This is a genomic window from Chitinophaga sp. RCC_12 (assembly GCF_041360695.1).
In the GTDB taxonomy this organism is placed as follows: domain Bacteria; phylum Bacteroidota; class Bacteroidia; order Chitinophagales; family Chitinophagaceae; genus Chitinophaga.
On sequence record NZ_JBFUPS010000002.1, the window covers coordinates 130,141 to 156,644 of the forward strand.

At 46.7% G+C, this 26,504-nt stretch carries 25 protein-coding genes and 1 tRNA gene; 14 read left to right on the forward strand and 12 right to left on the reverse strand.

Going from position 1 to position 26,504, the window contains the following annotated elements; genetic code table 11:
- Positions 1 to 235 precede the first annotated feature (235 nt).
- Genes AB6805_RS05680 through AB6805_RS05695 form a run of 4 tightly spaced genes read right to left on the reverse strand, consistent with a single transcriptional unit; the run spans position 236 to position 6,958 of the window.
- The gene (locus tag AB6805_RS05680) at positions 236 to 3,793 is read right to left on the reverse strand and encodes an efflux RND transporter permease subunit (protein WP_370908485.1); all 3,558 of its coding nucleotides are present in this window, start codon (positions 3,791 to 3,793) and stop codon (positions 236 to 238) included.
- A 29-nt stretch (positions 3,794 to 3,822) separates the two neighbouring features.
- Positions 3,823 to 4,947, reverse strand: coding sequence for an efflux RND transporter periplasmic adaptor subunit (locus AB6805_RS05685; protein ID WP_370908486.1), 1,125 nt, complete (start codon positions 4,945 to 4,947; stop codon positions 3,823 to 3,825).
- Between the two features lie 36 nt (positions 4,948 to 4,983).
- Positions 4,984 to 6,342 carry a TolC family protein gene (locus AB6805_RS05690; RefSeq protein WP_370908487.1) on the reverse strand — a complete coding sequence of 453 codons (1,359 nt, stop codon included), beginning with the start codon at positions 6,340 to 6,342 and terminating at the stop codon, positions 4,984 to 4,986.
- A 4-nt stretch (positions 6,343 to 6,346) separates the two neighbouring features.
- Positions 6,347 to 6,958 (reverse strand): TetR/AcrR family transcriptional regulator, encoded by a 612-nt coding sequence (locus tag AB6805_RS05695; protein ID WP_370908488.1) that lies wholly within the window; start codon positions 6,956 to 6,958, stop codon positions 6,347 to 6,349.
- A 166-nt stretch (positions 6,959 to 7,124) separates the two neighbouring features.
- Between AB6805_RS05695 and AB6805_RS05700 the strand changes: the two genes are divergently transcribed.
- The 12 genes from AB6805_RS05700 to AB6805_RS05755 all read left to right on the forward strand — a co-directional run bounded on the left by AB6805_RS05700 (position 7,125) and on the right by AB6805_RS05755 (position 19,120).
- The gene (locus AB6805_RS05700; protein WP_370908489.1) at positions 7,125 to 7,733 is read left to right on the forward strand and encodes a DUF502 domain-containing protein; all 609 of its coding nucleotides are present in this window, start codon (positions 7,125 to 7,127) and stop codon (positions 7,731 to 7,733) included.
- A 158-nt stretch (positions 7,734 to 7,891) separates the two neighbouring features.
- Positions 7,892 to 8,872: a zinc dependent phospholipase C family protein gene (locus AB6805_RS05705; RefSeq protein ID WP_370908490.1), complete on the forward strand. Its 981-nt coding sequence runs from the start codon at positions 7,892 to 7,894 to the stop codon at positions 8,870 to 8,872.
- Positions 8,873 to 9,065: 193 nt separating this feature from the next.
- Positions 9,066 to 10,136, forward strand: coding sequence for a 3-phosphoserine/phosphohydroxythreonine transaminase (serC, locus tag AB6805_RS05710; protein ID WP_370908491.1), 1,071 nt, complete (start codon positions 9,066 to 9,068; stop codon positions 10,134 to 10,136).
- Between the two features lie 121 nt (positions 10,137 to 10,257).
- The gene (locus AB6805_RS05715; protein ID WP_370908492.1) at positions 10,258 to 11,502 is read left to right on the forward strand and encodes a DUF1015 domain-containing protein; all 1,245 of its coding nucleotides are present in this window, start codon (positions 10,258 to 10,260) and stop codon (positions 11,500 to 11,502) included.
- 79 nt (positions 11,503 to 11,581) lie between these two features.
- Positions 11,582 to 12,433: a CPBP family intramembrane glutamic endopeptidase gene (locus AB6805_RS05720; RefSeq protein ID WP_370908493.1), complete on the forward strand. Its 852-nt coding sequence runs from the start codon at positions 11,582 to 11,584 to the stop codon at positions 12,431 to 12,433.
- 95 nt (positions 12,434 to 12,528) lie between these two features.
- On the forward strand, positions 12,529 to 13,602 hold the full coding sequence (locus tag AB6805_RS05725) for a tetratricopeptide repeat protein (protein ID WP_370908494.1): 1,074 nt from the start codon (positions 12,529 to 12,531) through the stop codon (positions 13,600 to 13,602).
- Between the two features lie 94 nt (positions 13,603 to 13,696).
- A complete protein-coding gene (gene paaN / locus AB6805_RS05730) occupies positions 13,697 to 15,352 on the forward strand; it encodes a phenylacetic acid degradation protein PaaN (RefSeq protein WP_370908495.1) in 1,656 nt (551 codons plus the stop codon).
- A 61-nt stretch (positions 15,353 to 15,413) separates the two neighbouring features.
- Positions 15,414 to 16,079, forward strand: a complete 666-nt coding sequence (locus tag AB6805_RS05735) for a YceI family protein (protein ID WP_370908496.1) — start codon at positions 15,414 to 15,416, stop codon at positions 16,077 to 16,079.
- Positions 16,080 to 16,163: 84 nt separating this feature from the next.
- Positions 16,164 to 16,451 carry a 2TM domain-containing protein gene (locus AB6805_RS05740; RefSeq protein WP_370908497.1) on the forward strand — a complete coding sequence of 96 codons (288 nt, stop codon included), beginning with the start codon at positions 16,164 to 16,166 and terminating at the stop codon, positions 16,449 to 16,451.
- 29 nt (positions 16,452 to 16,480) lie between these two features.
- A complete protein-coding gene (locus AB6805_RS05745) occupies positions 16,481 to 18,295 on the forward strand; it encodes a long-chain fatty acid--CoA ligase (protein ID WP_370908498.1) in 1,815 nt (604 codons plus the stop codon).
- 59 nt (positions 18,296 to 18,354) lie between these two features.
- A tRNA-Arg gene (locus AB6805_RS05750) sits at positions 18,355 to 18,426 on the forward strand.
- Between the two features lie 103 nt (positions 18,427 to 18,529).
- The gene (locus AB6805_RS05755; RefSeq protein ID WP_370908499.1) at positions 18,530 to 19,120 is read left to right on the forward strand and encodes a 2'-5' RNA ligase family protein; all 591 of its coding nucleotides are present in this window, start codon (positions 18,530 to 18,532) and stop codon (positions 19,118 to 19,120) included.
- A gap of 16 nt (positions 19,121 to 19,136) precedes the next feature.
- Here the strand turns inward: AB6805_RS05755 and AB6805_RS05760 are convergent, their stop codons facing one another.
- The 6 genes from AB6805_RS05760 to AB6805_RS05785 all read right to left on the reverse strand — a co-directional run bounded on the left by AB6805_RS05760 (position 19,137) and on the right by AB6805_RS05785 (position 23,481).
- Positions 19,137 to 19,484 carry a hypothetical protein gene (locus AB6805_RS05760; protein ID WP_370908500.1) on the reverse strand — a complete coding sequence of 116 codons (348 nt, stop codon included), beginning with the start codon at positions 19,482 to 19,484 and terminating at the stop codon, positions 19,137 to 19,139.
- Between the two features lie 11 nt (positions 19,485 to 19,495).
- Positions 19,496 to 20,248, reverse strand: a complete 753-nt coding sequence (locus AB6805_RS05765) for an SDR family oxidoreductase (RefSeq protein WP_370908501.1) — start codon at positions 20,246 to 20,248, stop codon at positions 19,496 to 19,498.
- Between the two features lie 43 nt (positions 20,249 to 20,291).
- Positions 20,292 to 21,032, reverse strand: a complete 741-nt coding sequence (locus AB6805_RS05770; protein WP_370908502.1) for an SDR family oxidoreductase — start codon at positions 21,030 to 21,032, stop codon at positions 20,292 to 20,294.
- An 85-nt stretch (positions 21,033 to 21,117) separates the two neighbouring features.
- Complete coding sequence (locus AB6805_RS05775; RefSeq protein WP_370908503.1) at positions 21,118 to 22,059, reverse strand: helix-turn-helix domain-containing protein; 942 nt, start codon at positions 22,057 to 22,059, stop codon at positions 21,118 to 21,120.
- 79 nt (positions 22,060 to 22,138) lie between these two features.
- Positions 22,139 to 23,083: a polysaccharide deacetylase family protein gene (locus AB6805_RS05780; RefSeq protein WP_370908504.1), complete on the reverse strand. Its 945-nt coding sequence runs from the start codon at positions 23,081 to 23,083 to the stop codon at positions 22,139 to 22,141.
- Positions 23,083 to 23,481 carry a DoxX family membrane protein gene (locus tag AB6805_RS05785; RefSeq protein ID WP_370908505.1) on the reverse strand — a complete coding sequence of 133 codons (399 nt, stop codon included), beginning with the start codon at positions 23,479 to 23,481 and terminating at the stop codon, positions 23,083 to 23,085. Before AB6805_RS05785 ends, AB6805_RS05780 begins: the two co-directional genes overlap by 1 nt.
- An 86-nt stretch (positions 23,482 to 23,567) precedes the next feature.
- On the opposite strand from AB6805_RS05785, the gene AB6805_RS05790 reads away from it, so the two are divergent.
- Complete coding sequence (locus AB6805_RS05790) at positions 23,568 to 24,413, forward strand: AraC family transcriptional regulator (protein WP_370908506.1); 846 nt, start codon at positions 23,568 to 23,570, stop codon at positions 24,411 to 24,413.
- 59 nt (positions 24,414 to 24,472) lie between these two features.
- Here AB6805_RS05790 and AB6805_RS05795 read toward each other — a convergent pair whose 3' ends face one another.
- Positions 24,473 to 24,754 (reverse strand): hypothetical protein, encoded by a 282-nt coding sequence (locus AB6805_RS05795; protein WP_370908507.1) that lies wholly within the window; start codon positions 24,752 to 24,754, stop codon positions 24,473 to 24,475.
- 146 nt (positions 24,755 to 24,900) lie between these two features.
- Here AB6805_RS05795 and AB6805_RS05800 point away from each other — a divergent pair, with 146 nt between their 5' ends.
- Positions 24,901 to 25,488, forward strand: a complete 588-nt coding sequence (locus tag AB6805_RS05800; protein ID WP_370908508.1) for an SMI1/KNR4 family protein — start codon at positions 24,901 to 24,903, stop codon at positions 25,486 to 25,488.
- Here AB6805_RS05800 and AB6805_RS05805 read toward each other — a convergent pair.
- On the reverse strand, positions 25,476 to 26,474 hold the full coding sequence (locus AB6805_RS05805) for an AraC family transcriptional regulator (protein ID WP_370908509.1): 999 nt from the start codon (positions 26,472 to 26,474) through the stop codon (positions 25,476 to 25,478). The two genes, AB6805_RS05800 and AB6805_RS05805, sit on opposite strands and share 13 nt — an antisense overlap.
- Between the last annotated feature and the right edge of the window lie 30 nt (positions 26,475 to 26,504).

A 26,504-nucleotide genomic window follows, 5' to 3' on the forward strand; every position in this document is an offset into this window, starting at 1 on the left:
TTATTTTATCATATGGCATATAAGGCTAAGGCTGTATATGGCTAGTAACGTGTCAACAACTGTCTGAGGGGTCAAAAGTAATAAAGGCTTTTCAAATGCCACTCATTCCAAATGTTAAAATTTGTTAATGAAAGAAAAAAAGTCATTCCGGCTGTAATATACAAAAAAAATCCGTCCCGAAGAATCGGGACGGAGACTGTTAACCTACAACTGTTACACTGTATTGAAAAAAGACTTAATTAACGGAGATACCATCCACTTTCTTCTTCCCCAGCACCGGCTCTTCAGCAACCTCCGGCTCCGGGAAAAAGTCATATGGCTTGGGCGACAGGTACTTTGGATCATGCAGCTTCCTCACTTCATCCCGCTTCATGAACACCGCTTTGATAATCAGCACCAGAAAAGGCACGTATTTCAGCCACCGTGGCATATTGTACCGGTCCAGCACATCAATGGAACGCTTGTTCATGGCGTACATCACCGGCACCAGTACCAGGGTCAGGAAAGTCGCGAAAATCAACCCGTATACCATTGTCCAGGCCAGCGGACCCCAGAAGGCCACGTTATCCCCTCCAAAGAATATATGCGGTTTGAACTCACTGAACAGCGCGGCAAAATCGATGTTAAAGCCCACTGCCAGCGGAATCAGACCCAAAATAGCAGCAATTGCGGTTAATATTACCGGCGTCATACGGGTACGACCCGCTTCCACCACCGCTTCATATACCGGCATCTTCTGCTGGATCAGCAGATCCGTAAACTCTACCAGTACGATACCATTACGCACCACAATACCTGCCAGGGCCATAATACCCACTCCCGTCATTACAATGGAAATGTCCATTTTAAAGATGGAGAAGCCCAGGAACACACCGATGATACTAAACAGGATCTCCATAAAGATGATCATCGGGCGGCCGATGGAGTTGAACTGGGTCACCATAATCATCAGGATCAACCCGAATGCTCCCAGCATCGCCATCATCAGGAAGTTCATGGTTTCCTGCTGGTCTTCCTGCTCACCGGTCATTTTAATAGTCACGGAGTTCGGATGGGTAAAGTCCTTCAGAGATGATTCAATATGCTGTACCACTTCATTCGCATTCGCACCTGTTAAGATGTTGGAATACAGCGTAATCACACGTTTCTGATCGATACGCTTAATACCTGCAAAAGTGTTGGAATAATGAATATCCGCTACCGCCGATAACGGCACCTGGCGTATTGCTCCGCCCATATTCATGTCGCGGTACACCAGGTTGAGGTTCATCAGGTTATTAATATTGTTCCGCTGATCCTCATTTAATCTTACCATAATCTTATACTCATCTTTTGCATCACGGATCTTGGAGGCTTCAGCTCCGAATAGCGCTGTACGGAGAGCTCCACCGATCTGGCCGGTAGAAATACCTTCTGCATTCGCCCGCTCCCGGTCTATATCTACTACTATCTCCGGCTTATTGTCCTCGAAATCGCTCTTCAGTTCCTCTACACCCGCAATCTGCAGCGAATCGAGATAACGTTTAAGTCTGAACGAAGAACTGGTCAGCTCATCAAAATTATCGCCGCTGATTTCAATATTGATAGGCTTACCGGTTGGCGGACCACCCTGCTCCTGCTCTACCGTGATATTGGTTCCCGGGATACCTTTAACGGCATTACGGATTTTATCGAGATATTGTACGGTCGACTGCCCATCCCTTGCACCAAATTCCACAAAGGCTACTGTTACCTTACCCTTCTGCGGCTGCGTGCTGAGATCCATCTGGGAAGGATCGCCGGCGCCTTTGGCCACATTGGAAATAATAGATTCCACTATCGGGTTCTTTTCGCCCACTACTTTAGTGATACGCTTTTCCACCAGGTTAGTGATAGAATCGGTATACTTCTGGTCGGTACCATTGGGTAATTCTATGTAAGTATAGATGAAGTTGGGATCTGCCTGCGGGAAGAACACCACTTTCGGATTTCGTATAGCCGTTAGCATAATACTGAAGATCAGTAACCCAAACGTAGCCACCACGATCCATACCGGGCGCCATCCCAGCAAACACCACTGCAATATGCGTTTGTAACGGTCCTGTACTTTCGGCCAGAATCCATGCTGGAAGCGGCGGGCCACGCCACCTAACCAGAAACGTTCCAATACGATCAACAGGTAAAGGAATACCACGAAGTTGCCCACCCCTATGCTGCCATTGGCATAACCTACGAGCGCCAGTAAGGCAAACACACCGGAGAGGATCGTAAATTTCTTATCAAACTTAGGCTTCGGATGGTTTTCACCTTCGTGCCTGTCCATGAAATCCACCGCAAACACCGGGTTAATGATATAGGCCACCACCAGCGATGCGCCGAGTGTTGTGATCAGCGTAACCGGCAGGTAGAACATGAACTTACCGATCACACCAGGCCAGAACAGCAGCGGCACAAACGGCGCTAACACCGTAAGGGTACCGGAAAACACCGGCAGGAACACCTCTCCCGCAGCTATTTTAGCTGCCTTCACAATACCCAGGTCCTTTCGCTGGTTATAAATACGGTGTACGTTTTCTATTACCACAATGGCATCATCCACTACAATACCCAATGCCAGCAGGAAGGAGAACAGCACCATCATGTTTAACGTAAACCCGTACATCGGCATCAGTAAAAACGCGATGAACATGGAAATAGGTACCGACAATGCCACGAAGATCGCGTTGACCGCTCCCATGAAAAACATGAGGATAACAGTTACCAGCAGGAAGCCGATAATAATGGTGTTGATCAGGTCGTGCAGGGTTACACGGGTAGATTTCGACTGGTCTGCCGTGATAGTTACTTCCAGGTTTTTAGGGAAGTAGTTTTCCTTCATGTCCTTTGTAATCGCCTGGATCTTATCGGATGCATCGATCAGGTTTTTACCACTCTGCTTAATAACGTTGAGTGTGATTACGTTCTTGCCGCCAAGCCGCGCATAGCTTTCCTGTTCCAGGAAACCATCTACCACGTTGGCAATATCTTTCAGGTATACTGTTGCGCCGGACTGGCCGCGTACAATGATGTTACCTATTTTTCCCGGATCCTTATATTCTCCCTTTATGCTCAGGCTACGTTTCTGACCATCCATCGCAACAAGACCACCGGAGATGGTCTTGTTTTCCCCCTGGATGGCGCCGATAATATCTTCAAAGCTGATCCTGGCCGCATCCATTTTGTATTTGTCCAAATTGATCTGGATTTCGCGTTCCAGTTCACCTACCAGGTCCACACGGGTAATTTCATTTAGCGCCTCAATCCGGTCTTTCATATCATCCGCATACTTTTTCAGTGTTTGCAGGTCAAAGTCGCCGGAAAGGTTTACGTTCATGATAGGAATCTGCGACACATCTATCTTCACAATCTGCGGTTCCTGGGTCAGGTCCTTCGGCAGATCTTTCTTTGCATCGTCTACTTTTTCCCGCACCTGCTGACGCGCAGCTTCAATATCTTCATTGGCATTGAACTCAATGGTGATCGCAGAGAAATCCTGCATGGAAGTACTCTTGATCTTCTTTACGCCAGAGATACCGTTCAGTTGTTTTTCTATCGGTTTGGTCACCGTTGTTTCCATATCCTCCGGGGAAGTACCGGCATTAACGGTGTTGATATAGAACTGCGGGAACACTACCTCGGGAAACTGTTCCTTTGGCAGGTTAATATAGGAAAGTATACCTGCCAATGCAATGATAATGGTAGCCACGTATACGCTTACCTTATTATCAATGGACCAGCTGGTAGGCTTAAATTCTTTATGGAGATTGTCTTGCATACACTTGGTTTTAGCTGTTTGAATCAGCTTTATAATTTAATCAGGTCGTTATCGTTTAATCCCTGAAAACCGGTGGTGATAACTTTATCACCTGTTGTCAAACCACTCTTTATTTCAGCCTTATCATTGTAGGTGCGGCCCATATCTATTGTTTTACGTTGTGCCACCATTTTACCGTTGGCATTCTGCGCTACCATTACATAAGGCTTTCCGGAGGTATACTGGATCACGCTTACCGGAACTACCACTGCATTTTTAGCAACATAATCCACGATCCTGATGCGGGCAATCATGTTAGGACGCAGGCCGGCATCCGGTTTCAGCGGCACTTCAATTTTAATGGTACGGCTCAGCGGATCAATGGTCCTCGAAGCAAACCCGATAGTGCTGCGTATTTCGCGGTTAATATCAGGGAAAGATAAGATCACTGCATCTCCTGATTTCAACAAACCGGCGTAAGCTTCCGCTACGTTGGCAGTTACCTTCAGGTTGTTGGCGTTTACCACGCGGAAGGCTGGTGCGCCCGGGGCTGCATTGTCTCCCACCTTGGCGATTACCGCATCTACGGTACCGCTGATAGGTGCAATGATGCGGGTTTGCGACTGCTGATCCTGCAGGGTGGCCATCTTCCTTTCCAGGCTTTCCTTCTGGTTTTTGGCGTTGAGGTATTGTACTTCAGAACCTATTTTCTGTGACCACAGGTTTTTCTGTTTTTCAAACAGGGTATTAGCCAGGTCCATCTGGGTACGGAGTTCGGCCATGTTGGCTCTCAGCACCTGGTCGTCTACCTGGGCAAGTGTTTGTCCCTGTTTTACTGCCTGTCCTTCCCTTACAAAGATGCCGGTAATTACGCCGGGTACGCGGGCGGAAACGTTTACGTTTTCACGGGCGTCCACACTTCCCTGCACATCTATATAATGTTCAAATATGGTATCAGTAATAGCAGTTACGGTCACATCCTTCATTTTCTGCTGCGTCGTATCTTTCACACCCACTTCCTTTTCCAGCGCTGCTATTTTTTTGTCGATGTCTTCGTTATATTTTACTTTCTCCTGTTTCAGCTTCTCCAGCTGTTCAGCTTTATTTCCACCACCACCGCAGGATGCGAGCATCAGGGTGACAAAAGGGATCAGGAAAGAATATTTTTTGATCATATAGTTAGTAGTAAATAGTGATTGAAATAATGAAGCTTATAGTTTGCCGTACGATTTCAGCAGGTCAACTTTAGCAACAATAGCGTTAAACAATGCAGTGAAATAATTATTCTGTGCAGTGAGCAAATCGTTTTCAGCAGTAGTCATTTCCAGGCTGGAACCTACACCCTCCCTGTATTTGATCTGGGTGGTGTTATATACGTCCTGTGCCAGTTCCATGTTTTTCTCCTGTGCTTCCAGCGTGAGTACGTTGTTGCGGAAAGTAGAGTATGACTGCTCTCTTTCCAGGTCGATGCCCAGCTTCGCATTTTCGATGGCCACTTCACTTTTCTTTACTGCCAGCCATGCCTGGTCTACCTGCCGTTTGCGCTGCATACCACTAAAGATGGGAACAGAGAGGTTCAGTCCTGTGTTTACATAACCGTACCACATCTGGTTCTGGAGGTAATCAAATTTATCACTTCCCCTCAGTGCGCCGGTAGAACCGAACAGTTGCAGGGAGGGTAAACCTTTCAGCTTATATCTTTTCAGATCATATTCATTTGCTTTCTTTTGCGTTTGCAGCAACTGGTATTCAATCCGCTGTGAGTAGTCGAATTTATCCATGTCCAGTACATCCGCTGCAATCCTTTCTGTAGAAAGTGTATCCGTTAACGTTATAGCCTGTTTCAGTGGCATGCCCATCTGGTATTTCAGTGAAGCGATACCCAGTTCAATCAGGTTACGGAGTTTGGTTTGCTCCGTTTGCAGGTTGGTATATTGCACTACCAGGCGGTCTACATCCAGTTTTTCCGCAAGACCGTTTTTGTAGATCTCTTTGGTTTCATTGAGGATCTTTTCCAGGGAGTGGATGTTTTCGGAAAGGATGGTCAATGCTTTGTTGGCAGACAGTACATTGTAATAGGCTTTATACACGGTGGATTTCACGTCTATTTCCGCTTTTTCCACGCCCTGTGATACCAGGTCTTCCAGTGTTTTACGTGCCTGTAAAGCTACGAGTACGCTGGGATCGAAGAGTACCTGTGTAAGTTTCACTTCCCCAACCAGGTTATGCGGTAGCTGGAAGGAAACTGCTGTAAAGGAATCTTTTGGCAGGCCAAAGTTCCTCATGTTAAACATCTGTTTCTGGGTGATCGGGTTGTACTGGTAAGAGCCGGTACCAGCGACATTGGGCAGTGCCAGACCGCTAACCTCCTTGTTCTTGGCCAGCTGGATGAGTTCGTCCAGTTTGGCGGTTTTAACGGTGCTCTGATTAGCCAGTGCGTAGTCTACCGCTTCTTTGGCAGACAAACGGATGGGTTCAGGCGTAATCTGCTGCTGGGCGCCGGCGATGGTCGCCAGGGACAGCAGCCACACCATAAAAGCCATACTGGTGAGCCTTTTGATTGATAGCATAGTGTTATTTATTTTGCGATAGTTGTTTATATTCTTCAATAAGCCGGTATCCTTTTACAGAAGCCACCCCATATAAAAAATTCTCCAGCAACACTTTCTGCACTTTGTTCATATCATTGGCGCCAGGGAACACTTCCGGTTGAAAACAGATCATACAGGCGTATATCCTGTATTGGGTCAGTATTTTAATGTCGATATCGGGCCGGTATACTTTTTCACTGATGCCTCTTTCCATATTTTCACGGATCATAGTGGCCAGGGTATTGTTCCGGTAATCGAGGAACAGCTGGTAGGCTTTCGAGTGAAATTTCTGCAGGTCCAGGATAATGACAGGGTTCATATTGCGCAGGCGGCGGTCCAGCATGTCCATTACAAGGAATAACTCGTCAATGGCGTCTTTCGATTTTTTCCGGTCTTCGATACAGTCTTCGGTAACGATATTTATGAACCGGCCGATGGTTTGGCAAACCATATCGTCCTTATCGGTGAAGTGGGCGTAAAGCGTTTTCTTCGAAATCCCCATTCTCACAGCGATGTCATCCATCGTGATGGAGCGGGTACCAAATTGACGAAAAAGGCCAAAAGCCGTGTCCATAATGCGTTCCTGTACTTCCATAGATTTTATCGCATTAACCCTGTTGTTATGCTGGACAAAACTATGGAAACTTTCCAAACTTCCAAAGTTTCCAGTACTATTTTTTTACATGTGGCAACATTCAATTAACCGTCCCAGCTTCCTGCTTTGCGCTTTATTGTCTAATTTGCAGCCCTAATCACAAACCATGTCGCCAAAGCTTAGATTAAAAGTATTTGCATCACGATTGCTGCGTTACTTCTTTCAGGGATTGCTCATTCTGGCGCCCATTGGTATTACTGCGCTTACCTTGTACTGGGCCTTTATTACTATTGATAATCTTATTCCGAAAGAGCTGATTCCGGAAGGCGCTTCTTTCAGTTTCCTGAGGTACAAAGGAGTAGGGTTTGCATTGGTGCTGCTGCTGATCATCGGGGTAGGTTACCTCAGCTCCTCCTTTATTATCGGGCGGATCTTTGATCTGTTTGACCACCTGCTGGAGCGCACGCCTTTTATCAAATATATTTACACCTCTATTAAAGATGTTTTTGATGCGTTTGTAGGTGAAAAGAAAAAATTCGATCACCCGGTACTGGTGCAGGTATACGGGGTGGATGTGTGGGAGATGGGATTTATTACGCAGACCGATGTCAGCAACCTGGGCCTCGAAGGATATATGGCAGTATACGTTCCCCATGCGTATGCCATTACCGGTAAGGTGTTTATGGTACCAAAAGAGCGGGTTAAACCGCTGACCAACGTTTCTGCCGGCGAAGCCATGAAGTTTGCCGTAAGCGGTGGTGTAACCCATATCTGATCCGGGGATGCTTCGTAGATGAAGCGTAGATACCTCGTGGTTAAAGCGTGCTTACATTTTTTCTGTTGCTATAACAATGCTGATATTTTATTATCCCTGGAGATAAAATATCAGCATACTTTTTTTCGCTATATTCGTCTTCCCAAAAATATAGTGACATGTTAACCCACACCTGGCTACGGATTCCCGTATTATTTACTGTAATCATATTTTCCTGTACAGATGTTTGTGCATGGGGATTTTTTGCGCATCAGCGTATTAACCGGCTGGCGGTATTTTGCCTGCCGCCGGAAATGATGGTCCTCTATAAGCCGCAACTGGAGTACATTACGGCACATGCCACCGATCCGGACAAGCGGCGATACGCCGTTGCCGCGGAAGGTGCGCGGCATTATATTGATATCGACCTGTTCGACAAGCCGCCTTACGCGCAGATTCCCCGCAACTGGGCCGATGCAGTCGCCAGATACACGGCAGATTCCCTGAACCGCAACGGCATTCTGCCCTGGCATCTTGAAAAGATGCTGGCCATGCTCACCGCCGCATTCCGGGAAAAGGACCAGCAGCGCATCCTCCGGCTGTCTGCCGAACTGGGACATTATATGGCAGATGCACACGTGCCCCTGCATGCCTGCTCCAATCATAACGGCCAGTTTACCGGCCAGCAGGGTATTCATGGCTTGTGGGAATCCCGTATCCCCGAATTACTCGCTGATAAAACGTTCGATTACTGGGCTGGAAAAGCCGTGTATATATCTGAACCGCGTAAATATATATGGGACATTATCAGGACAAGCGGAATGGCCGCAGATACAGTACTGGCCTGTGAAAAGCGGCTTAGTGAAAAACTTCCGCCCGGCAGGAGGTATGGTTATGAAAACCGGAATGGGGTATTAATCCGTACTTACGCGGAAGACTATACGAAAGCATACGCACTTTCGATGGGCGACATGGTTGAACGAAGGATGAAAAATGCGATAGCAGCCGTAGCAGCAGCCTGGTACACCGCCTGGGTAAATGCAGGACAGCCCTCTTTACAGGAGCTCACCCATACAACTCTTACCCCGGAGGAGGTACAGGAGATGGAACAACTGCAACGTCAATGGCTGGAAGGCAAGCTGCCGGTGAGGGAGGAATGAGCCGGTTAAAATATTTATGGTAATACTTAATAATTAGAAAAGAAATTTTATCTTTGCCCATACCATCTTTTAGCCTGTCCTACACCACGCGCCTTACTGGTTTTAAAACACCCGTGCCGTTTTTTTTCCGTTTCCTTAGAAAAACCAAAACAAAGTGGAAAGATCAAAAAATGAATTTAATCTGAATCGCAACATGAAGGTGCATAATTTTAACGCAGGTCCTTCTGTATTACCCAACGAGGTATTGTACAAGGCCAGTAAAGCTCTGATTGACTTTGAAGGGTCAGGGATGTCTATACTGGAAATTGGCCACAGAACGCAACCGTTTATAGCGGTGATGGACGAGGCGCGCAACCTGGTGAGGGAACTGATGCAGCTTGATGATGACTTTGAAGTACTCTTTTTACATGGCGGAGCCACCACGCAGTTTATGCAGGTGCCAATGAACCTGCTGGAAAGCAGCGAATCTGCCGCATATGTGGATACCGGAGTATGGTCCAACAAGGCCATCAAAGAAGCAAAATTGTTTGGCTTCGCCGACGTTGTGGCGAGCTCCAAAGAAAGCAACTACAATCACATTCCCAAACAGTTCACCATCCCCCAAAAGGCAAGTTATCTGCACATTACCACTAACAATACCATCTATGGTACACAGTGGCAAATGACACCTGTTACCGATGTACCCCTGGTAGCAGATATGAGCAGTGACATCATGAGCCGCAGCATGGACTTTAACAAGTACTCGCTGATATATGCCGGCGTACAAAAAAATATGGGCGCCGCAGGCGCTACCATGGTAGCTGTACGCAAAAGCATGTTGGGCAAGGTAACGCGCAAAATACCAGCTATACTGGATTACAGGAACCACATAGAAAATGGTTCTATGTTAAACACCCCTCCCGTATTCGCTGTGTACATTTCCATGCTCACACTCCGCTGGCTCAAAGAACAGGGCGGCATTCCTGCCATTGAAAAGATCAATGATAAAAAAGCAGCACTCCTTTACGATGAAATCGACCACAACCCGCTGTTCCGCGGTACCGTTGTGAAAGAAGACCGTAGTAAAATGAACGCCTGCTTCATCATGGATAAACCGGAAATGGAAGAAGAATTCCTCAAATTCTGTAAGAAAGAAGATATCGTTGGTATCAAAGGACACCGTCTCTCCGGCGGATTCCGCGTATCTATGTATAACGCATTGCCATATGAAAGCGTAGAAGTAATGGTGGAAGCCATGAAATACTTCTCCCTGAAAAAGGCATAAGAAAATATCCTTATTGTATTACGGAGTTGCGGGTAGATCAGCTATCTGCAACTCCGTAATTCGTTAGCGGTAATCCGTATTTTTTTTATTATTACATTTACCACTCACACATATCTACATCATGGCTATTATCAGACCCTTTAACGGATTAAGGCCTACAGCAGATCTCGCAGCAAAAGTAGCTGCAAGGCCGTACGACGTACTCAGCTCGGAAGAAGCCAAAACAGCGGCATCCGGTAACCCTTACTCATATTATCATGTTTCAAAATCTGAAATAGATCTGCCCGACGGAACGGATACCCACAGTCAGCCGGTATACGATAAGGCAGCCGAAAACCTGCATCGCATGGTACAGGAAGGCACCCTTTTCCTGGAACCACAGGCTGCCTATTACATCTACAAACTGGTGATGAACGGCCGCGCCCAAACCGGACTGGTATGCGTTTCCGCCATATCAGACTATAACAACGGTATCATTAAAAAACACGAATTTACCCGGCCCGATAAAGAACTGGACCGCATTAATCATATTAAAACCACCAAAGCGCAAACCGGCAACGTATTCCTCGCTTACAACGACGTACCGGAAGTAAACGCCCTGGTAGACCACTGGCAGGAACACAACCAACCCGTGTATGATTTCACCGCCGAAGATGGTATCCGGCACACCATATGGGTGATCAACACCCCCGCTGCCATCCAGGACATCACTACCCTGTTCGCCGAAAAAGTGCCCTGCACCTACATCGCCGACGGCCATCACCGCGCCGCCTCCGCCAGCCTCGTGCAGGCCGCATTTGAAAAAGAAGGAAAAATCACCTCGATAGACAACCCCGTCAACTATTTCCTCACCACCATTTTCCCGGCCAGCCAATTGGCCATCCTGGATTATAACCGCGTGGTAAAAGACCTTAACGGCCTCAGTAAGGAAGCGCTCCTCTCGCGCCTGGACTACGACTTCACCGTGGAAGAAATCGGGCACCTGCCCCAACAGCCCTCCATGCTGCATGAATTCAGCATGTACCTCGATGGCAGGTGGTACCGCCTGGTAGCAAAAGAAGGCACCTATACCACCGATCCCATAGGCATCCTCGATGTAACCATCCTTTCCAGTAACATACTGGATAAGCTGCTGGGCATCAAAGACCAGCGCACCGATAAACGCATCGACTTTGTTGGCGGCATCCGCGGGTTGAACGAACTGGTAAAACGGGTAGACAGCGGGGAAATGAAAGTAGCATTTGCCCTTTACCCTGTCACCATCCAGCAGCTGTTTGACATTGCAGACAGCGGAAACGTAATGCCTCCGAAGAGTACCTGGTTTGAGCCGAAGCTGCGCGACGGACTGATCACGCATATTATCTAAACATACTATACGCTTTCCCGGCGATATGCATCCGCCGGGAAAGCCCGTTATTTCATTGTCTCCCTTTATACCCACATCCATGAAAACGACTGACAATACCCGCTCTATTTTTGATGATGATCCCTTACTGGCAGAAAAGAAAAAGTTTTATCCCACACTCGGCCACGCCTGGCTGATACCCGTTTATAGCCTGGTAGTGTTCCTCGCTTTTTATATTGCCGCCGCCGGTGCTTACCCGGGCATTACAAACGACAAAGTGTTAAGCAGCTTAATCACAATACCCATCTATTGCAGCCTGTTGCTGGTGGTCCTGATTTACAGCTACAACCGGAAAAAGAAAGTGGAACCGGATTATCATCTCCACTTTGGAATGCCTTCTCCTGCCATATTACTGGCGGGCCCTTTCCTGATGCTCTCCCTCTATTTGTTTGCCTTTGGCGTCCAGGAATGGTTGCATCTGAGCGCACTGAAAGAATGGGACTCCGTTTTTTTACTCATCCGGGAGAAACCGCTTTTCTATTGCTTCGTTTATTTCCTCATTGATCCCTTTATTCAGGAAAGCCTGATGAGAGGGGTTATCCTGGATAGTTTCCTGAAAAACTATTCCCCGCTGAAAGCTCTCCTGAATGTGGCCGCTATCAGCTTTGCCTTCAGCCTGTCGCCTTACACTTTTTTATATACTGTCTCCTTTTCGTTAATGCTGTCGTGGATATATATGAAAACAGGGAACCTCGGCAATACCCTTTATATGCAGGTGTTATGCGGCCTCATACCCGCCCTGCTGGTATTTATCCTGCAGGATCAGTTTGAGACATCAGTGCCATTGGTGTTGAATTCAACTGTTTGGGTAGGTGTGAGCGGTGTTGTTGCTATCATCTGCGTGATTATATTGCAAACCAGTTTTCCGTCAACAAATAAAGTAATAAAATAATATAACAAAGATATCCCTTCTATCTCCCTTCCCATAGATTGATCTGTGGGACATTACCCCATTTTCCTTACTTTTACAGCAAACGACAGACAGGGATGAACATACGGTCTTCTTTATTGAAAGCACTTTTTGTTGCGGGAGTTTTATTTTCACAGGTTGCCATTGCACAGGACGCCAAAGAGCTGTATAATACGGCCACAGGCTTTATCCGCGGAGGAGATTATTCCAATGCCATACTGGTATTAAACCAGGCATTGCAGCTGGAACCGGATAATTTTGAATTAAAGAAACAGCTGGGTTTTACCTACTACCTGAAGGGAGACCTTGTAAAGGCAAAAAGCATTATTGAACCTTTACTTGGCAGCAGGGAAGCAGACGTACAGGTATTTCAGATTGCAGGCAATATTTATGTGGGAAGGGAAGAGTGGAAAACAGCACAACGCATGTTTGAGCGGGCCATCAAAAAGTTCCCCAACAGCGGCGAGTTATACAATGATAACGGTACCCTGCTGATGAACTTCAAAATGTATGACGGCGCCCTGCGGAGCTGGATCAAAGGCATTGAACAGGACCCCGGTTTTCCCGGCAACTATTACAACGCCACCAAAACATACGACTTCAGCAATAATCCGCTGTGGTGCATCCTCTACGGCGAAACCTTCATGAATATGGAAAGTTTCACCACACGCACGGCTGAAATCAGGAATATTGTACTGGAATCTTATAAAAAATTATTCAATGACCCTTCGCTGTTTGAAAGCGCCATACCAGAGGATAAGAAGGGCAGAAAAAGCAGCAACGAATTCGTAGAAGCTTATAAAGCCTGTATGGGCAAGCAAATCAGTGTAGTAACCGGGGGAATAGATCCGGATGTATTAATTATGGTGCGTACCCGCTTTTTACTGGATTGGTACAACTTTTACGGTATGAAATATCCGTACGCCCTTTTCGATTATCAGCGCAGCCTGCTACGGGAAGGAATGTTTGAATCGTATAACCAATGGCTGTTTGGCCCGTCGGCCAACCAGGCCAGCTACAAAGCGTGGGTGGGATTACATAAAACCGATTATGATGCTTTCCTGAAATTTCAGCGCAGCAATCCATTAAAGCCAAAACCTGATGAATATTACAATGATGGAAGGTTTACGCTGATCAATTCCGGGTATTAGTATTTAGATAATTTTTGATTTACCGGTTTAGTCAATTAGTTGCTGTAGCAACTGAATGACTAAATCCGTAAATTGTAAATCTCAAAATCTGAATATGCTCGTTAACAAACACCAAAACATTATCGACAATGCTGTAAAGGCGAACCACGAACGAACTTTCTATTCGCAATACCCGGAGCATCCCAAAGCTTACGGGGAAGAAGCCCATGCCAAAGGCGTACAGAGCTATCAGCAATTACTGGGAAAACCTTTCAAACAGTTACTGCAAACCGGCGAAACCAGCTGGGCCGGGGAAGAAGTATCCCCCTACACCCGCGAGGTACTGGGAGTTACCTATCCCGTTTTTCCTGTTGGCGACCTGATAAAGAAAGCCACAGAAGCCGGCAAAAGCTGGGCGAAAGTACCTGTATCCGAAAGAGCAGGTATGCTCACCGAAACGCTGGAAAGAATAAAAGACTACTTTTTTGATATCGCCAACGCTACCATGCATACTACCGGCCAGAGCTTTATGATGAGCTTCCAGGCTTCCGGTCCGCATGCCAACGACCGCGCCCTCGAAGCAGTAGCTACCGGCTATCACGAGCTGCAACGGTACCCGCCATCATTAACCTGGGAGAAACCAATGGGTAAAGCCAGTATCAAACTGTACAAAACTTTTAAACCGGTACCCAAAGGCCCCGGCGTAGTAATTGGCTGCTCCACCTTCCCGGTATGGAACACACTCCCCGGCGTTTACGCCGACCTCATCACCGGCAATCCTGTGATTGTGAAACCGCATCCGAAAGCAGTGCTGCCGATTGCCATTGCCGTGAGCGCCATCCAGCAGTCACTTCAGGACAACGGCTATGATCCCAACCTCTGCCAGCTGGCCGCCGACAGCTCCGATCACCTCATTGCAAAAGAACTTTGCGGACACCCCGATGTAAAGCTGATCGATTATACCGGGGGCAGCGCATTTGGTAACTATGTGGAATCACTTCCAGGCAAAACAGTATTTACAGAAAAAGCAGGCGTCAATTCGGTGATCCTCGACAGCGTAACCGACCTCGATGCGGTGATTCAGAACCTGGCCTTTTCTGTTAGCTTATATTCCGGGCAGATGTGTACTGCGCCACAAAACTTTTTCATTCCCGAGCAGGGCGTCAAAACAGCTAATGGCCAGGTATCTTTCAATGAGGTAGTGCAAAGGTTCAAGGAAGCAGTAGTAGGCCTCGTAAACCATCCGAAAATGGGCGCAGGTACGCTCGGCGCTATACAAAACGACAGCACCCTCTCCCGCGCACAGGAAGCCCGTCACCTCGGAGGGAAAGTGATCCTGGAAGGTACCCCGGTAGTGAATGAAGAATTCTCCAATGCCAGGGTATGCGCTCCCACTATCCTGGAAGTAACCAGCGCGGATACTGCCATCTATGAAAAAGAACTTTTCGGGCCGGTGATCCTGATCATCAAAACCAGGGACACGACACATAGTATACAACTGGCCAAACAAATGGCATCGAAATACGGCGCCATTACCTGCGGGGCTTATACCACAGATCCATCTGCCAAAGAAAAAATAGCAGAAGAAATGAACAGCGTTTTCACACCTGTATCTTTTAACCTTACAGGATTTATCTGGGTAAACCAGCATGCTGCGTTTTCCGATTTCCATGTTACAGGCGGTAATCCGGCAGGTAATGCCAGCTTCACCAACCAGGAATTTATTGTGAAAAGGTTTGTGTGGGTAGGCAACCGGGAACTGGCGGAATAGCGAAATTTTCTGACAAGCGCCCGCTTAAACAGGGCGCTTGTTTTAAAGCATACCAGTAATTATGAAGAAACTCTTATGTATAGTATTCGTTATTACCTGCGGCATCGTGGCATGCGAACAGGCGCCCAAAGCTGATAAAGCCCGGATCACCGATGCGCAGACCGTGCAAACCGGCACCGGTAACGCTTATCTTCCGGATACCGCCTTAAGTGTGGTGCGATGGATCGGTACAAAACCTACCGGTAAACATTACGGCGCATTGAAACTGGCTGGTGGCGCACTGTATGTAAAAGACAGCCTTATCACCGGCGGCCAGTTCATTATTGACATGAAATCCCTCCAGGATGTAGACCTCGCAGCCGATTCCGCCATGAAACGCAAGCTGGAAAACGAATTGAAAGGAGAGATGTTCTTCGACGTAAAAAAATATCCCGCCGCCACCTTTGAAATAACCGAGGTAACGGCATTCCATCCCACGGATGGCGATGAACTCACCCTCAGAAATGCTACTCATATTGTCAAAGGAAACCTGACGCTGAAAGCTGTTACCAAAAATATATCCTTCCCTGCCAGGATAACGCTTAAAGACAACACCATCATCGCAATAGCCAATTTTAACATCGACCGCACCGAATGGGGTATCAGCTATCGCGCCGACAAATCATTACAGGACAAACTCATCAATTCACAGGTAAATATCTCCTTCGACATAAAGGCTACCCGTTAAGCCCGCTTTTTTCGTTTTTTTCTGCGTGAAGCCAATAAAATATTTTAAATTTAGTACAACCTCTGGTACCTAAAACTGACTTCCATGGAAACAAATCAAGAAAGAGATAACCGACTTTGGCGCATAGCAAAAGCCAGGGCAGGATTTAAGTCCCACCTGATCATCTATCTCGTGATTAACCTGGGACTATGGGCAGTATGGTTTCTGACAGACAGTGATAAAACAAGCGGTACTCCCTGGCCGGTATGGCCCGCATTAGGATGGGGCATTGCATTGGCTTTCCAGTATTTCAATGCATACCACAAAGATCCTTTCGGCGATGCGTTAGGGGAATATGAAAAGCTGAAAGAACAACAGCACACACGTATCTGATATTTGAGCCAAAACAAAATTACAGCAGCATGGACCAACCGCAACGACTATTCGATGTGATTTCTTACCAATTAGCCAACTTTCCCAAAGAGGATATGCTGGCCGGGAAAGAAAACGGGCAATGGAAAAAGTACAGCACAAAAGAAATAGCGGACCTCACTCTCAGATTCAGCTCCGGCCTGCTTAAACTGGGTATCAGACCGGGAATCAAGCAAAATGAGGAGAAAGATAAAATAGCCATCATTTCACCCAACAGACCGGAATGGATTATTACCGACCTGGCATGTCAGCAACTGGGCGCCGCCCTCACACCCATTTACCCCACCATCAGCGAAACGGAGCTCGCCTACGTACTGAATGATGCGGAAGCACGCATCCTTTTTGTGAGCGACAAAGACCTGCTGGATAAGGTAACCGCCATGAGGGATAAATTTCCTTCCATCCGTGAAATATTCACCTTCAATAAAGTAGAAGGCGCCCGCCACTGGACGGAAGTTCCGGCACTGGCCGACCCCGCCGATTTTGAAAAGATAGAAGAAGTAAAAAAGAATATTTCCCCGGAAGAACTGGTCACCATCATTTACACTTCCGGAACCACCGGCACACCAAAAGGCGTAATGCTCAGTCATCACAATATTATGAGCAACGTACTGGCCTGCCAGCCTTACCTCCCCGTTAACAACGAGGCAAAAGCCCTTAGCTTTCTGCCGTTGAACCATATATTTGAAAGAATGGTAACCTACCTGTATCTCCGCGCCGGCGTACCGGTTTATTATGCAGAGACCATGGAAACCATTGGTGATAACCTGAAAGAGGTGAAGCCTACCATCTTTACCACCGTTCCCCGCCTGCTGGAAAAAGTGTACGAAAAGATCATGACTACCGGTCTGGAACTCAAAGGCATTAAAAGGGCCCTGTTCTTTTGGGCAGTAGACCTCGGCAAACGGTATGAAATCAATAAAAACCAGGGCGCCTGGTATAACCTGCAGCTCAAACTGGCCAATAAGCTGGTCTTCAGCAAATGGCGCGCGGCCCTGGGCGGCAATATCGAGTGCATTGTAAATGGCGCCGCTGCCTGCCAGGTCCGTTTGTTGAAGATATTCACCGCCGGCGGCATTCCCATCATGGAAGGCTACGGCCTTACGGAAACCTCCCCGGTAATCAGCGTAAACCGCATCAACGTGGAAGACCGCATGTTTGGCACCGTAGGTCCCGTTATCAGCGGGGTGGAGGTAAAACTTGCGGAAGATGGGGAAATCCTCTGTAAAGGCCCCAATGTAACCATTGGCTACTATAAACGCCCCGATCTCACTGCCGATGCCATCAAAGATGGCTGGTTCCATACCGGTGATATCGGCGTAATGATCGACAACAAGTTCCTGAAGATAACCGACCGGAAAAAAGAACTCTTTAAAACCTCCGGCGGCAAATTCGTGGCGCCGCAGCCCATCGAAAACAAGTTTAAGGAGTCGCCCTATATTGAACAGATCATGATCGTTGGGGAAGACCGTAAATTCACGGCAGCGTTGATCGTACCCTCCTTCAGTAACCTCCGCAACTGGGCGCAGAAACGCGGTATCACCGCTACCTCTAACGAAGAACTCGTGAAAAACCCGGATGTACAGGACCTCTACAAACAGGCAGTAGACAAATACAACCAGTTTTTCAGCCATATAGAACAGGTGAAAAAATATATCCTTCTCCCCCACGAATGGACGGTAGATGGCGGCGAACTCACCCCCACCCTCAAGGCAAAACGGAAGGTAATCCTGGAGAAATTCAAAAAAGAAATCGATAGTATCTATGCCCCCGCCGGTGGAAAAGTAGATATAGAAAGTCTTTAAATATTAATTTAAAACCCTTACTTTTGCCACCCGATCCCAGGATTGGGGTGAAAAGTGATGGCCTCATAGTTCAATGGATAGAATAGAAGTTTCCTAAACTTTAGATACAGGTTCGATCCCTGTTGAGGCTACAAAAGTATTATTCGCCTGAATTTGGCTATGCTGAATTCAGGCGAATTTATTTAGCGCCTGTATCTCACCAAACCATCCCCACACTTACTTTGTTATTGGGTTATGCCGCGTCGCCATAATCCTGATCAGCTCACCTTATTTCCATTGGACGACGTTCCTACGCCAATGGTATCCTACTCTGTTATCATTTCACCGCCCGATAACATAACGGATCATGTAAAATTCATGGAGAACCAGGCTTATCATCTGCTCCCGGAAGTAAAACACCGGTATTCAAAAGCACATATCTCTTTGCTAAAATTACCGGCAAAAGAGGAGGATGCCTGGATCATCAACCTGGTTAAAAATGCAGTAGCTGCTTTACCCTCTTTTGAAGTGGGGCTTAATGGATGCGAAATTTTCCCCCATGGATATACTTCAGATTCGCTGGTGCTGCGGATCAGTAATCCCCAGCCAATCATTGAGCTCCATAAATTACTGTTTAAAGCGCTTAAACGGAAACCGCTAAAGATAGCGCCACACATGACCATTGTGAAAGATATACCACACAATAAACTCCGCAAAATAGATCTCTCCGGATTCGAGTATTACGATTCATTTCTTTGCAGGAAAATCACTATCCTAAAGAAAAAGCCCGGCGATAAACAGTATGATATACTCTTTGAAGTACTACTGTCCGTTCCACAGGAGTAAGCCAATAACAACATCTTCATTTTGCGAGCGGATGCTGCAAATAAATGATAACAAGATTCAGGAGGAAGAAAGGCACCTCGATAGCAGCACCTTTCACATCACGGCCATACAAAGAAAAGCAGATGATCATCAGGATCGTTGCGGCCATGAGGAAGTTACCCAACAAAAATGTTCTGGGAAACAGGATCATTAAAGCACTCAACACCGTTACCACTCCATTGATGATGATGGCTGTTTTACTAAAGTGCCACCGGCTGAACATCGTAATCATTTCCGGCTTCTGGCCAATCATTGCCAGGCCTTGTTTCAGGCCCATGAATACAGTAAAAATGATCAGGACGGCATTGAGTACTTTAAGGACCATAATAATAGATTTTAGTTGGTGGCGCCTCCGTTCACCAACAGGTGCTGACCGGAAACAAAAGAGGATAAATCGCTGGCAAAAAACTCAGCCAGGTTAGCTACGTCTTCCACTTCTGCGAGTCTTCCCATCGGGCAACTATCCAGTAATTGTTTTCTTAGTGCAGGATAAGCCGCCGGGTCGGCAAAAATGCCGGAATGATCTACCGCAAAAGGGATAATCGAATTTACGGTAATTCCTTTATGTCCTATTTCTTTCGACAAAATATCTACCAGGTATCTTGGAGTGGTTTTACTTCCGCCATAAACGGCCATGCCAGGTACCGGGAAGGAGGTGGTGCTGGATGCGATATAAATAATACGACCGTTATGCGATACATGTTTTGCTGCCTGCTGCATGGTAAAGTAAGTTCCTTTTGTGTTGATGGAAAATACTTTATCAAACTGCTCTTCTGTAAAATCTGTTACCGGCACTTCCACCATTTCAATACCTGCATTGGCCACCACGATATCTATCTTACCAAAAGCCTCTTTTGCGGCTGCAAACAATTTTTCCAGATCGGCTACTTTGCTCACATCTGCCTGTACAGCGATTACACGGGCGCCCATAGCAGTAATGTTGCTTACTACTTCATCTGCAGACGCTTTGTCTTTTGAGTAGTTAACCACTACATCCGCACCTAAGGCGGCATACCGTTCTGCAATGGCTTTACCTAATCCCCTGGCTGATCCTGTAATCAGCGCTACTTTATTTTTTAAGCTGTTCATGATATTGTATTTAATATTTTTTAGAAAGAAGGATACTTTATCCTCAGGCCATACCGCCATTTACACCGATATTCTGGGCGTTGATCCATTTGGCGTCGTCACCTGCAAGGAATACTACTACCTGTGCGATATCATCCGGTTCGCCAATACGGTTGAAGGCTGAAAGGGAAGCCAGTCGCGCAATCACTTCTTCTGATTTACCATTCGTAAATAATTCGGTATTGGTGGGGCCGGGAGAAACGGAGTTTACATTGATGCCCCTGGCGCCTACTTCTTTGGAGAACACGCGGGTGAGTTGTTCCACTGCTGCTTTGGTGGCCACATAGGTACCATATGCAGGCAGCATAATACGGTTTACAGAAGTGGAGAAGTTAATGATACTGCCTTTGTCGGCCAGGCGGGTAGCCGCTTCCCTCATGGTATTGAAGGTGCCTCTTACATTAATGTCAAACTGACGGGTAAAATCTTCATCGGTGGTATCTTTAATCAGTTTGGTGATCATAATGCCGGCGTTATTCACCAGTACATCGATACGGCCATAATGCGCGATAGCGGCGTCAAACAGGGCTTTTACCTCATCGCTTTTGCTTACATCTGCCTGCAGTGCAATGGCATCGCCGCCCTGTTGTTTGATGTCTGCTACTACCTGTTGTGCGGCATCTTTACCACCGGCATAGTTAACAATTACTTTTGCGCCTGCGGCCGCCAGTTGGCGGGCTATTGTAGCGCCAATACCTCTTGAAGAACCGGTAACCAGGATGATCTTATCTTTTAGTGTGCTCATATTTTGTGTTTTTATTTTGATAACACAAAGATGAGCCAACCGTTGCCCTGAAAAGTATAAGAATTACACTAATAGTTACAAATATCTAAGATGCATGTTGCTTTCTGTATAAAACGGGGGAAATACCGGTTTGTTTCTTAAAATAGTTACTGAAGTGCGTGGACTCTGTAAAGCCCAGTTGAGCGGCAATTTGTTTGATAGAGGCAGGGGAATGTTGCAGCAATGTACGGGCTTCGGTGATCGTTTTCTCTGTAATCCAGGTGCCTATGGGCTTTCCGGTTTTACTTTTAATCACATTGCTCAGGTAATTGGGATGCAGGTGCTGTGCATCGGCATAATCCTGTACCCTGAATACCTTATCCGCCTTCCCGCTTACCAGGTCGCGGTAGTGCTGCTCCAGGGTTCTCTTAAACTGTTTTACAATCTGTGAGCTGCGGTTGCCTTCATATATAGGGTTATAATCTTCCCAGAAATATTCTTTGATCTTCAGCAGCAGCACCACAAACAGGTTCCCTATCATCCGCGTTCTGTACGTGGAAGCCGAGAAATATTCCTTTTCTATCTGCAGATACAATTGTTCAAACTCCGCAAACACTTCCGGCTGCAATGTCCTTGGCGGTACGGTTTCCGCCAGGAGAAAAGGAAATTCCTCAAAGATCTTCTGGTGTACATTTTCCTTTAGAAAAGATTCACTGAGTGTAATCAGGTGTACATCGTTAATTTCCTGCCATTCGAAAGATTTAAAATGACCCGGGTTAGTGAAATAAATAGTTCCGGGAGAAGTGTTAAAAGTTTGCTCATCGGTGGTATACCTGCCAATAGCGTCTTTCACGAAAACAAAAGAAAAGAAGTTAGTCCGGTATACGATAGAAGTATAAGGCAGCTCGAAATGAATATCCTTCAGGTTGTGAATGGTAAAGGCGGTTTTGGCGTCGATGCTGTCCACCGGTAAACCCTGGTAAATATACTGATCCAGCAGGGTATTGAATATAATCCTTTCCTGCTGGGGTGCTTTCTTTTCTGGCATTCGATGTAGGTTGCTTTATGTGAAATTAAATAAAAAGACAGGCATCACCCGCCTGTCTTTTATTTAATTTCACACCAGGTTACTCCCTGATCGTATTCTTATCCGCCAGTGCCAACTTAGCAATATCATCTTTCCTTTTAAACGTTACGCCGGCATGCTTTTTCATATAGGCAAACAACTCGCTGGTAGCTTTTACCATTTGCGGGGTACCGCCTATCCTGTCGTGAAAACTGATAGACATCATGCGTTTGCGGCGGGCAGATTCTTCGTACAACTGATCGAATTCCATCTTTACCTGTTGCAGGAACTGATCGGTAGAAAACCATTGGCCCGCTACCAGCTGGATATCGTTACAACGTAAGGTATATGGTACTACCACAAAATCGCTGCCGTTCACTTCAGTGATAAAAGGTTCATCACGGCTCAGGTCATCGATATGATACAGGAAACCCAGTTCCTGCAGGATGTTAAGGGTATTATCGCCACGGCGCAACCAATTGGCGTTGTAGCCCACTGGTGTTACGCCGGTAGCCTTTCTTACTGCTTCCACGCCATCGCTGATAAACTGTTTTTCTTCTTCATAGGGCAGCATGTATTGCGACGACCAGTCGCGGCCATGTGCGGCTGCCTCGTGCCCACGCTGCACAATCTCTTTCGCGAGGGCCGGGTGCTTTTCCACCGCGCTGCCAACCATATGGGAGGTTACTTTTATGCCGTGTTTGTCCCAGTTATCCAGCATGCGGGGAATGCCTTCCTTGAAGCCATACTCATACCATGTAGTGGCAGGAAGATCTTTATAGCCTTTGAGCATGTTCTGTGGAAAAGGGCTTTCGGGCCTGTCCGGCTGGCCGCCGGCTTCAAACTGCATAGATACAGATACTACCAGGCGCGAGCCATCTGCCCATCCGGCGCCGGATTTGGCTGTTGGAGTGGCTTTCGCCTGTGCCAATACCGTTCGGGGCAGTACCATACCGGCTAAACCTGCGAGGCCGGCTGTTTTCAGGAATTCTTTTCTTGTAGCCATTATTTTTTAATAAGATGATCAACTGCGATCGTGTTGTATTGGATAAAAGCCAGCAGTACGGCGAAGAAGGCAGCATGGATCAATTGGGAGGGCAATGCTTCCCAGTTTTCTATCATGGCAGTACCAAATATCAGGATCACCATTACTACGCCCCCGCCAATAAGGGAGGCACGAGTAAATAACCCCAGCAGGAGCAGCAGCCCGATTATAAATTCGGCGATAGGCAAAGCATAGCTGAAAGGCACTACCAGCAAATCAGGCAGCATGGATTTTTCAAAGCTTTTTACCATCCAGGCGCTGAAGCCATTTAATTTAGGGAGCCTTACCAGGCCGTGACCGAACATGCTGGCAGCTACTGCCAGCCGGAGCAACAGAAATACGATAGGGTTGTTTTCCATTTGTTTGATTTTTTGTGACACAAAGATCAGCCGGAACCCGGGAAATAATTTGTACTTTTTTAGGATCATTCTGTACTTTTGCAGGTATGCTACAAGAGAATTTATATCAGCCTTTTGAGATAGAATACCGGGAATGCACAGAATGCCCGATAGATCCGCATAAACATAACTTTTTTGAACTGGTGTATATTGTGGAAGGCAGTGGGATGCAGTGTGTGAATAAGAACCAGCTGCCATACAGCCCCGGGAAACTCTTCCTGGTTATGCCGCAGGACTGCCACTCATTTGATGTGCAGGAATCTACTAAATTCTTCTTTATCCGCTTTAATAACATCTACCTTAAAAATCAGCATAAAGACTGGATACAGCAACTGGAATTTATTTTCCAGAATCACAACCACCTGCCTGGATGTATCTTAAAAAATAAAAATGATAAACCGCTGGTAAAAGCATTGGTAGAGGCGCTGATCCGCGAGCTGGTAAACCAGCAGCCCTATCACCGGGAAATGGCCCAGCAAATTGTAAATACCATGATCATGGTGATTGCACGGAATATACTGCTGCAAATGCCGGAACAGCCCAAGCATCCTGCGAAACAGGATGCTTCCATGAATATATTGCACTATATACACGAAAATATTTACACGCCTGAAAAGCTGCGGGCAGAGCAGATTGCAGCCCACTTTAATATCTCGCCCACTTATCTGAGTGAATATTTTAAACGTAACAATGGCGACAGCCTCCAGCAATACATTACCCAGTACAAACTGAAGCTGGTGGAAACACGGCTGCAGTACAGCAGTATGCGGGTAGGGGAAATTGCGGATGAACTGGGCTTTACAGATGAAAGTCACCTGAACAGGATGTTTAAAAAATATAAAGGTGTAAATCCTTCTGCTTACCGGAAAGAACTGCAGCTGCAGGCTAACTGACGGACATAAAAAAGCGCCCGCAATATGCGGACGCTTTTTTACAATACCTTTTCCTGTTACTATTCTTCCTCCTCTTCTTCTTCTCCATCATCTTCCAGCCACTCCATGTAAGAGTAGTACCAGTCTTCCAGCTGTTCCAGCAGTTCCTGTTTCTTTTCCGGAGCGCTTTTATAGAATTCCTCTACATTATCGATTTCATGAATGATATCGATGTAGGCAGTTTCTTCATCTTCTTCTACCCGTTTGGCAAAGAAGCGGGGTTTCTCGGTATGAAAAATATATTCATTTTCCGGATCTGTTACAGGATCGTCTGCAATCAGAAATTTAGGTAGCTGTGCCATAAAGGAGTTATTTACTTTTAATGATGTTGTACTCTTTTCAAGAGCTACAAAATTATTGATAATTAGCTTATAAAAAACATGCAGTGGGAATGAATAAATTTATTGATTAAATTTCACATCTTTATAGTCGTTAAAACCCATACCATATGCAGCAATATTGGCTAAGATGGGAGAACTGGATGCAGCAGCACGCCCCCAGACTGCTTAACATCCTCCATCCCGGCGTTACTTTTGAGGCGGTGGAATCTCTTGAAAAACTAATAGGAACGGCCATGCCGGCCTCTTTTAAAGCATTTTATGCTATTCATAACGGGCAGCAGAAAGCCAGGGCCGGGCTCGTAGATGCGGATCAGCTGTTAAGCGTGGAAGACATCACCACCCAATGGCATCACTGGAAAGACCTGCTGGATGCCGGAACTTTCAATTATCACGAAGAACCCGTGCTCTCCACACCCGATACCGGCATAAAAAACGACTGGTGGAATCCTTTATGGATCCCTTTTACCGGCGACGGCTTTGGTAACCACCTGTGTATCGACCTGGACCCCGCACCGGAAGGCAAGCACGGACAAGTGATCACGTTCTGGCACGACGACAGTCACCGCGCCATTGTAGCCGGTTCTTTTGAAGAATGGCTGCAGGATTATCTCACTGCCCTGGAAAAGGGAGAATATATTTTTGTGAAGAAATGGGGAATCGTGCACAAAGACACTTTCCTGAACTACAACGATTGATTATACTGTACCGGCGAACTGCCTGTCCACCGCTTAAAAGCCCTTGTAAAAGCACTTAACTCATTATAACCAAGCATCCAGGAAACATCTTTCAAAGGGTAATTACCGGACGAAATATAATACACCGCCAGTGAATGCCGCACCGCATCTGCAATATCCTGGTATTTTACACCCTCCTCTTTCAGCTTACGCTGTAAACTCCGGGGACTCATATTGAAATTGGCCGCCATGTCGTTCAGCGACGACACGCCGAGGTAGGAATTCGCCAACAGGTAGTTATAGATCCTGTTTTGTAAAGTTTTATGCTGACCTGCTGCTTGGGGTAAACTGCTCACCTTCTGCAACAACAGGTTCTGAAGCTCATAATTGGCCGTTAACAATGGCTCTTCCCAATACCTGCTGTCAAATACCAATACATACTCTCCTGCCCGTTTCGACGGCTTACAACGAAAAACACGCTCGTATTCAGCAGGGTCCGGAACCGTGTAGGCCAGCCGCGCTGCCTGCGGAACTATTTTTTCCAGCAGCAGGCCATCCAGTTCGTGAATCACCATCATCATTAAAAGATCTATCAATTGCCGGAAAGCATAGGGCGGCGCTGCGCCATAATCAACCGCTGGCAGCAACCTCACCGTAAAGTTTTTAGCGGTGCGGGTTACTTCCATCCGGCACTCGTCCGTTACCAGGTGCGTTAACGCCGCTGCATGAGTTAAGGCCTCCCCTACGGTAGCGCTGCTCCGGATAATTTCTCCCACTACCCCCAGGGCAGCAGGTTGCAGGGACTCGCCGAAATGCAACCCGAACAAGGGATCGTTGGTTAACCTGCCCGCATTCAGCCACAAATCCTGCAGCTGTTGCGCAGTTACCGGCGCTGCATGGCTCTTTTTCAATGCCGCCAGGTCAATACCTGCCAGCTTACAAAGCTGTGCAGCATCTACATCCCGCTGTACCGCATATGCGATAATACTTAATACCAGCTGTTTCATATAGCAAAGGTATTCCGTCCGGTGTTTACA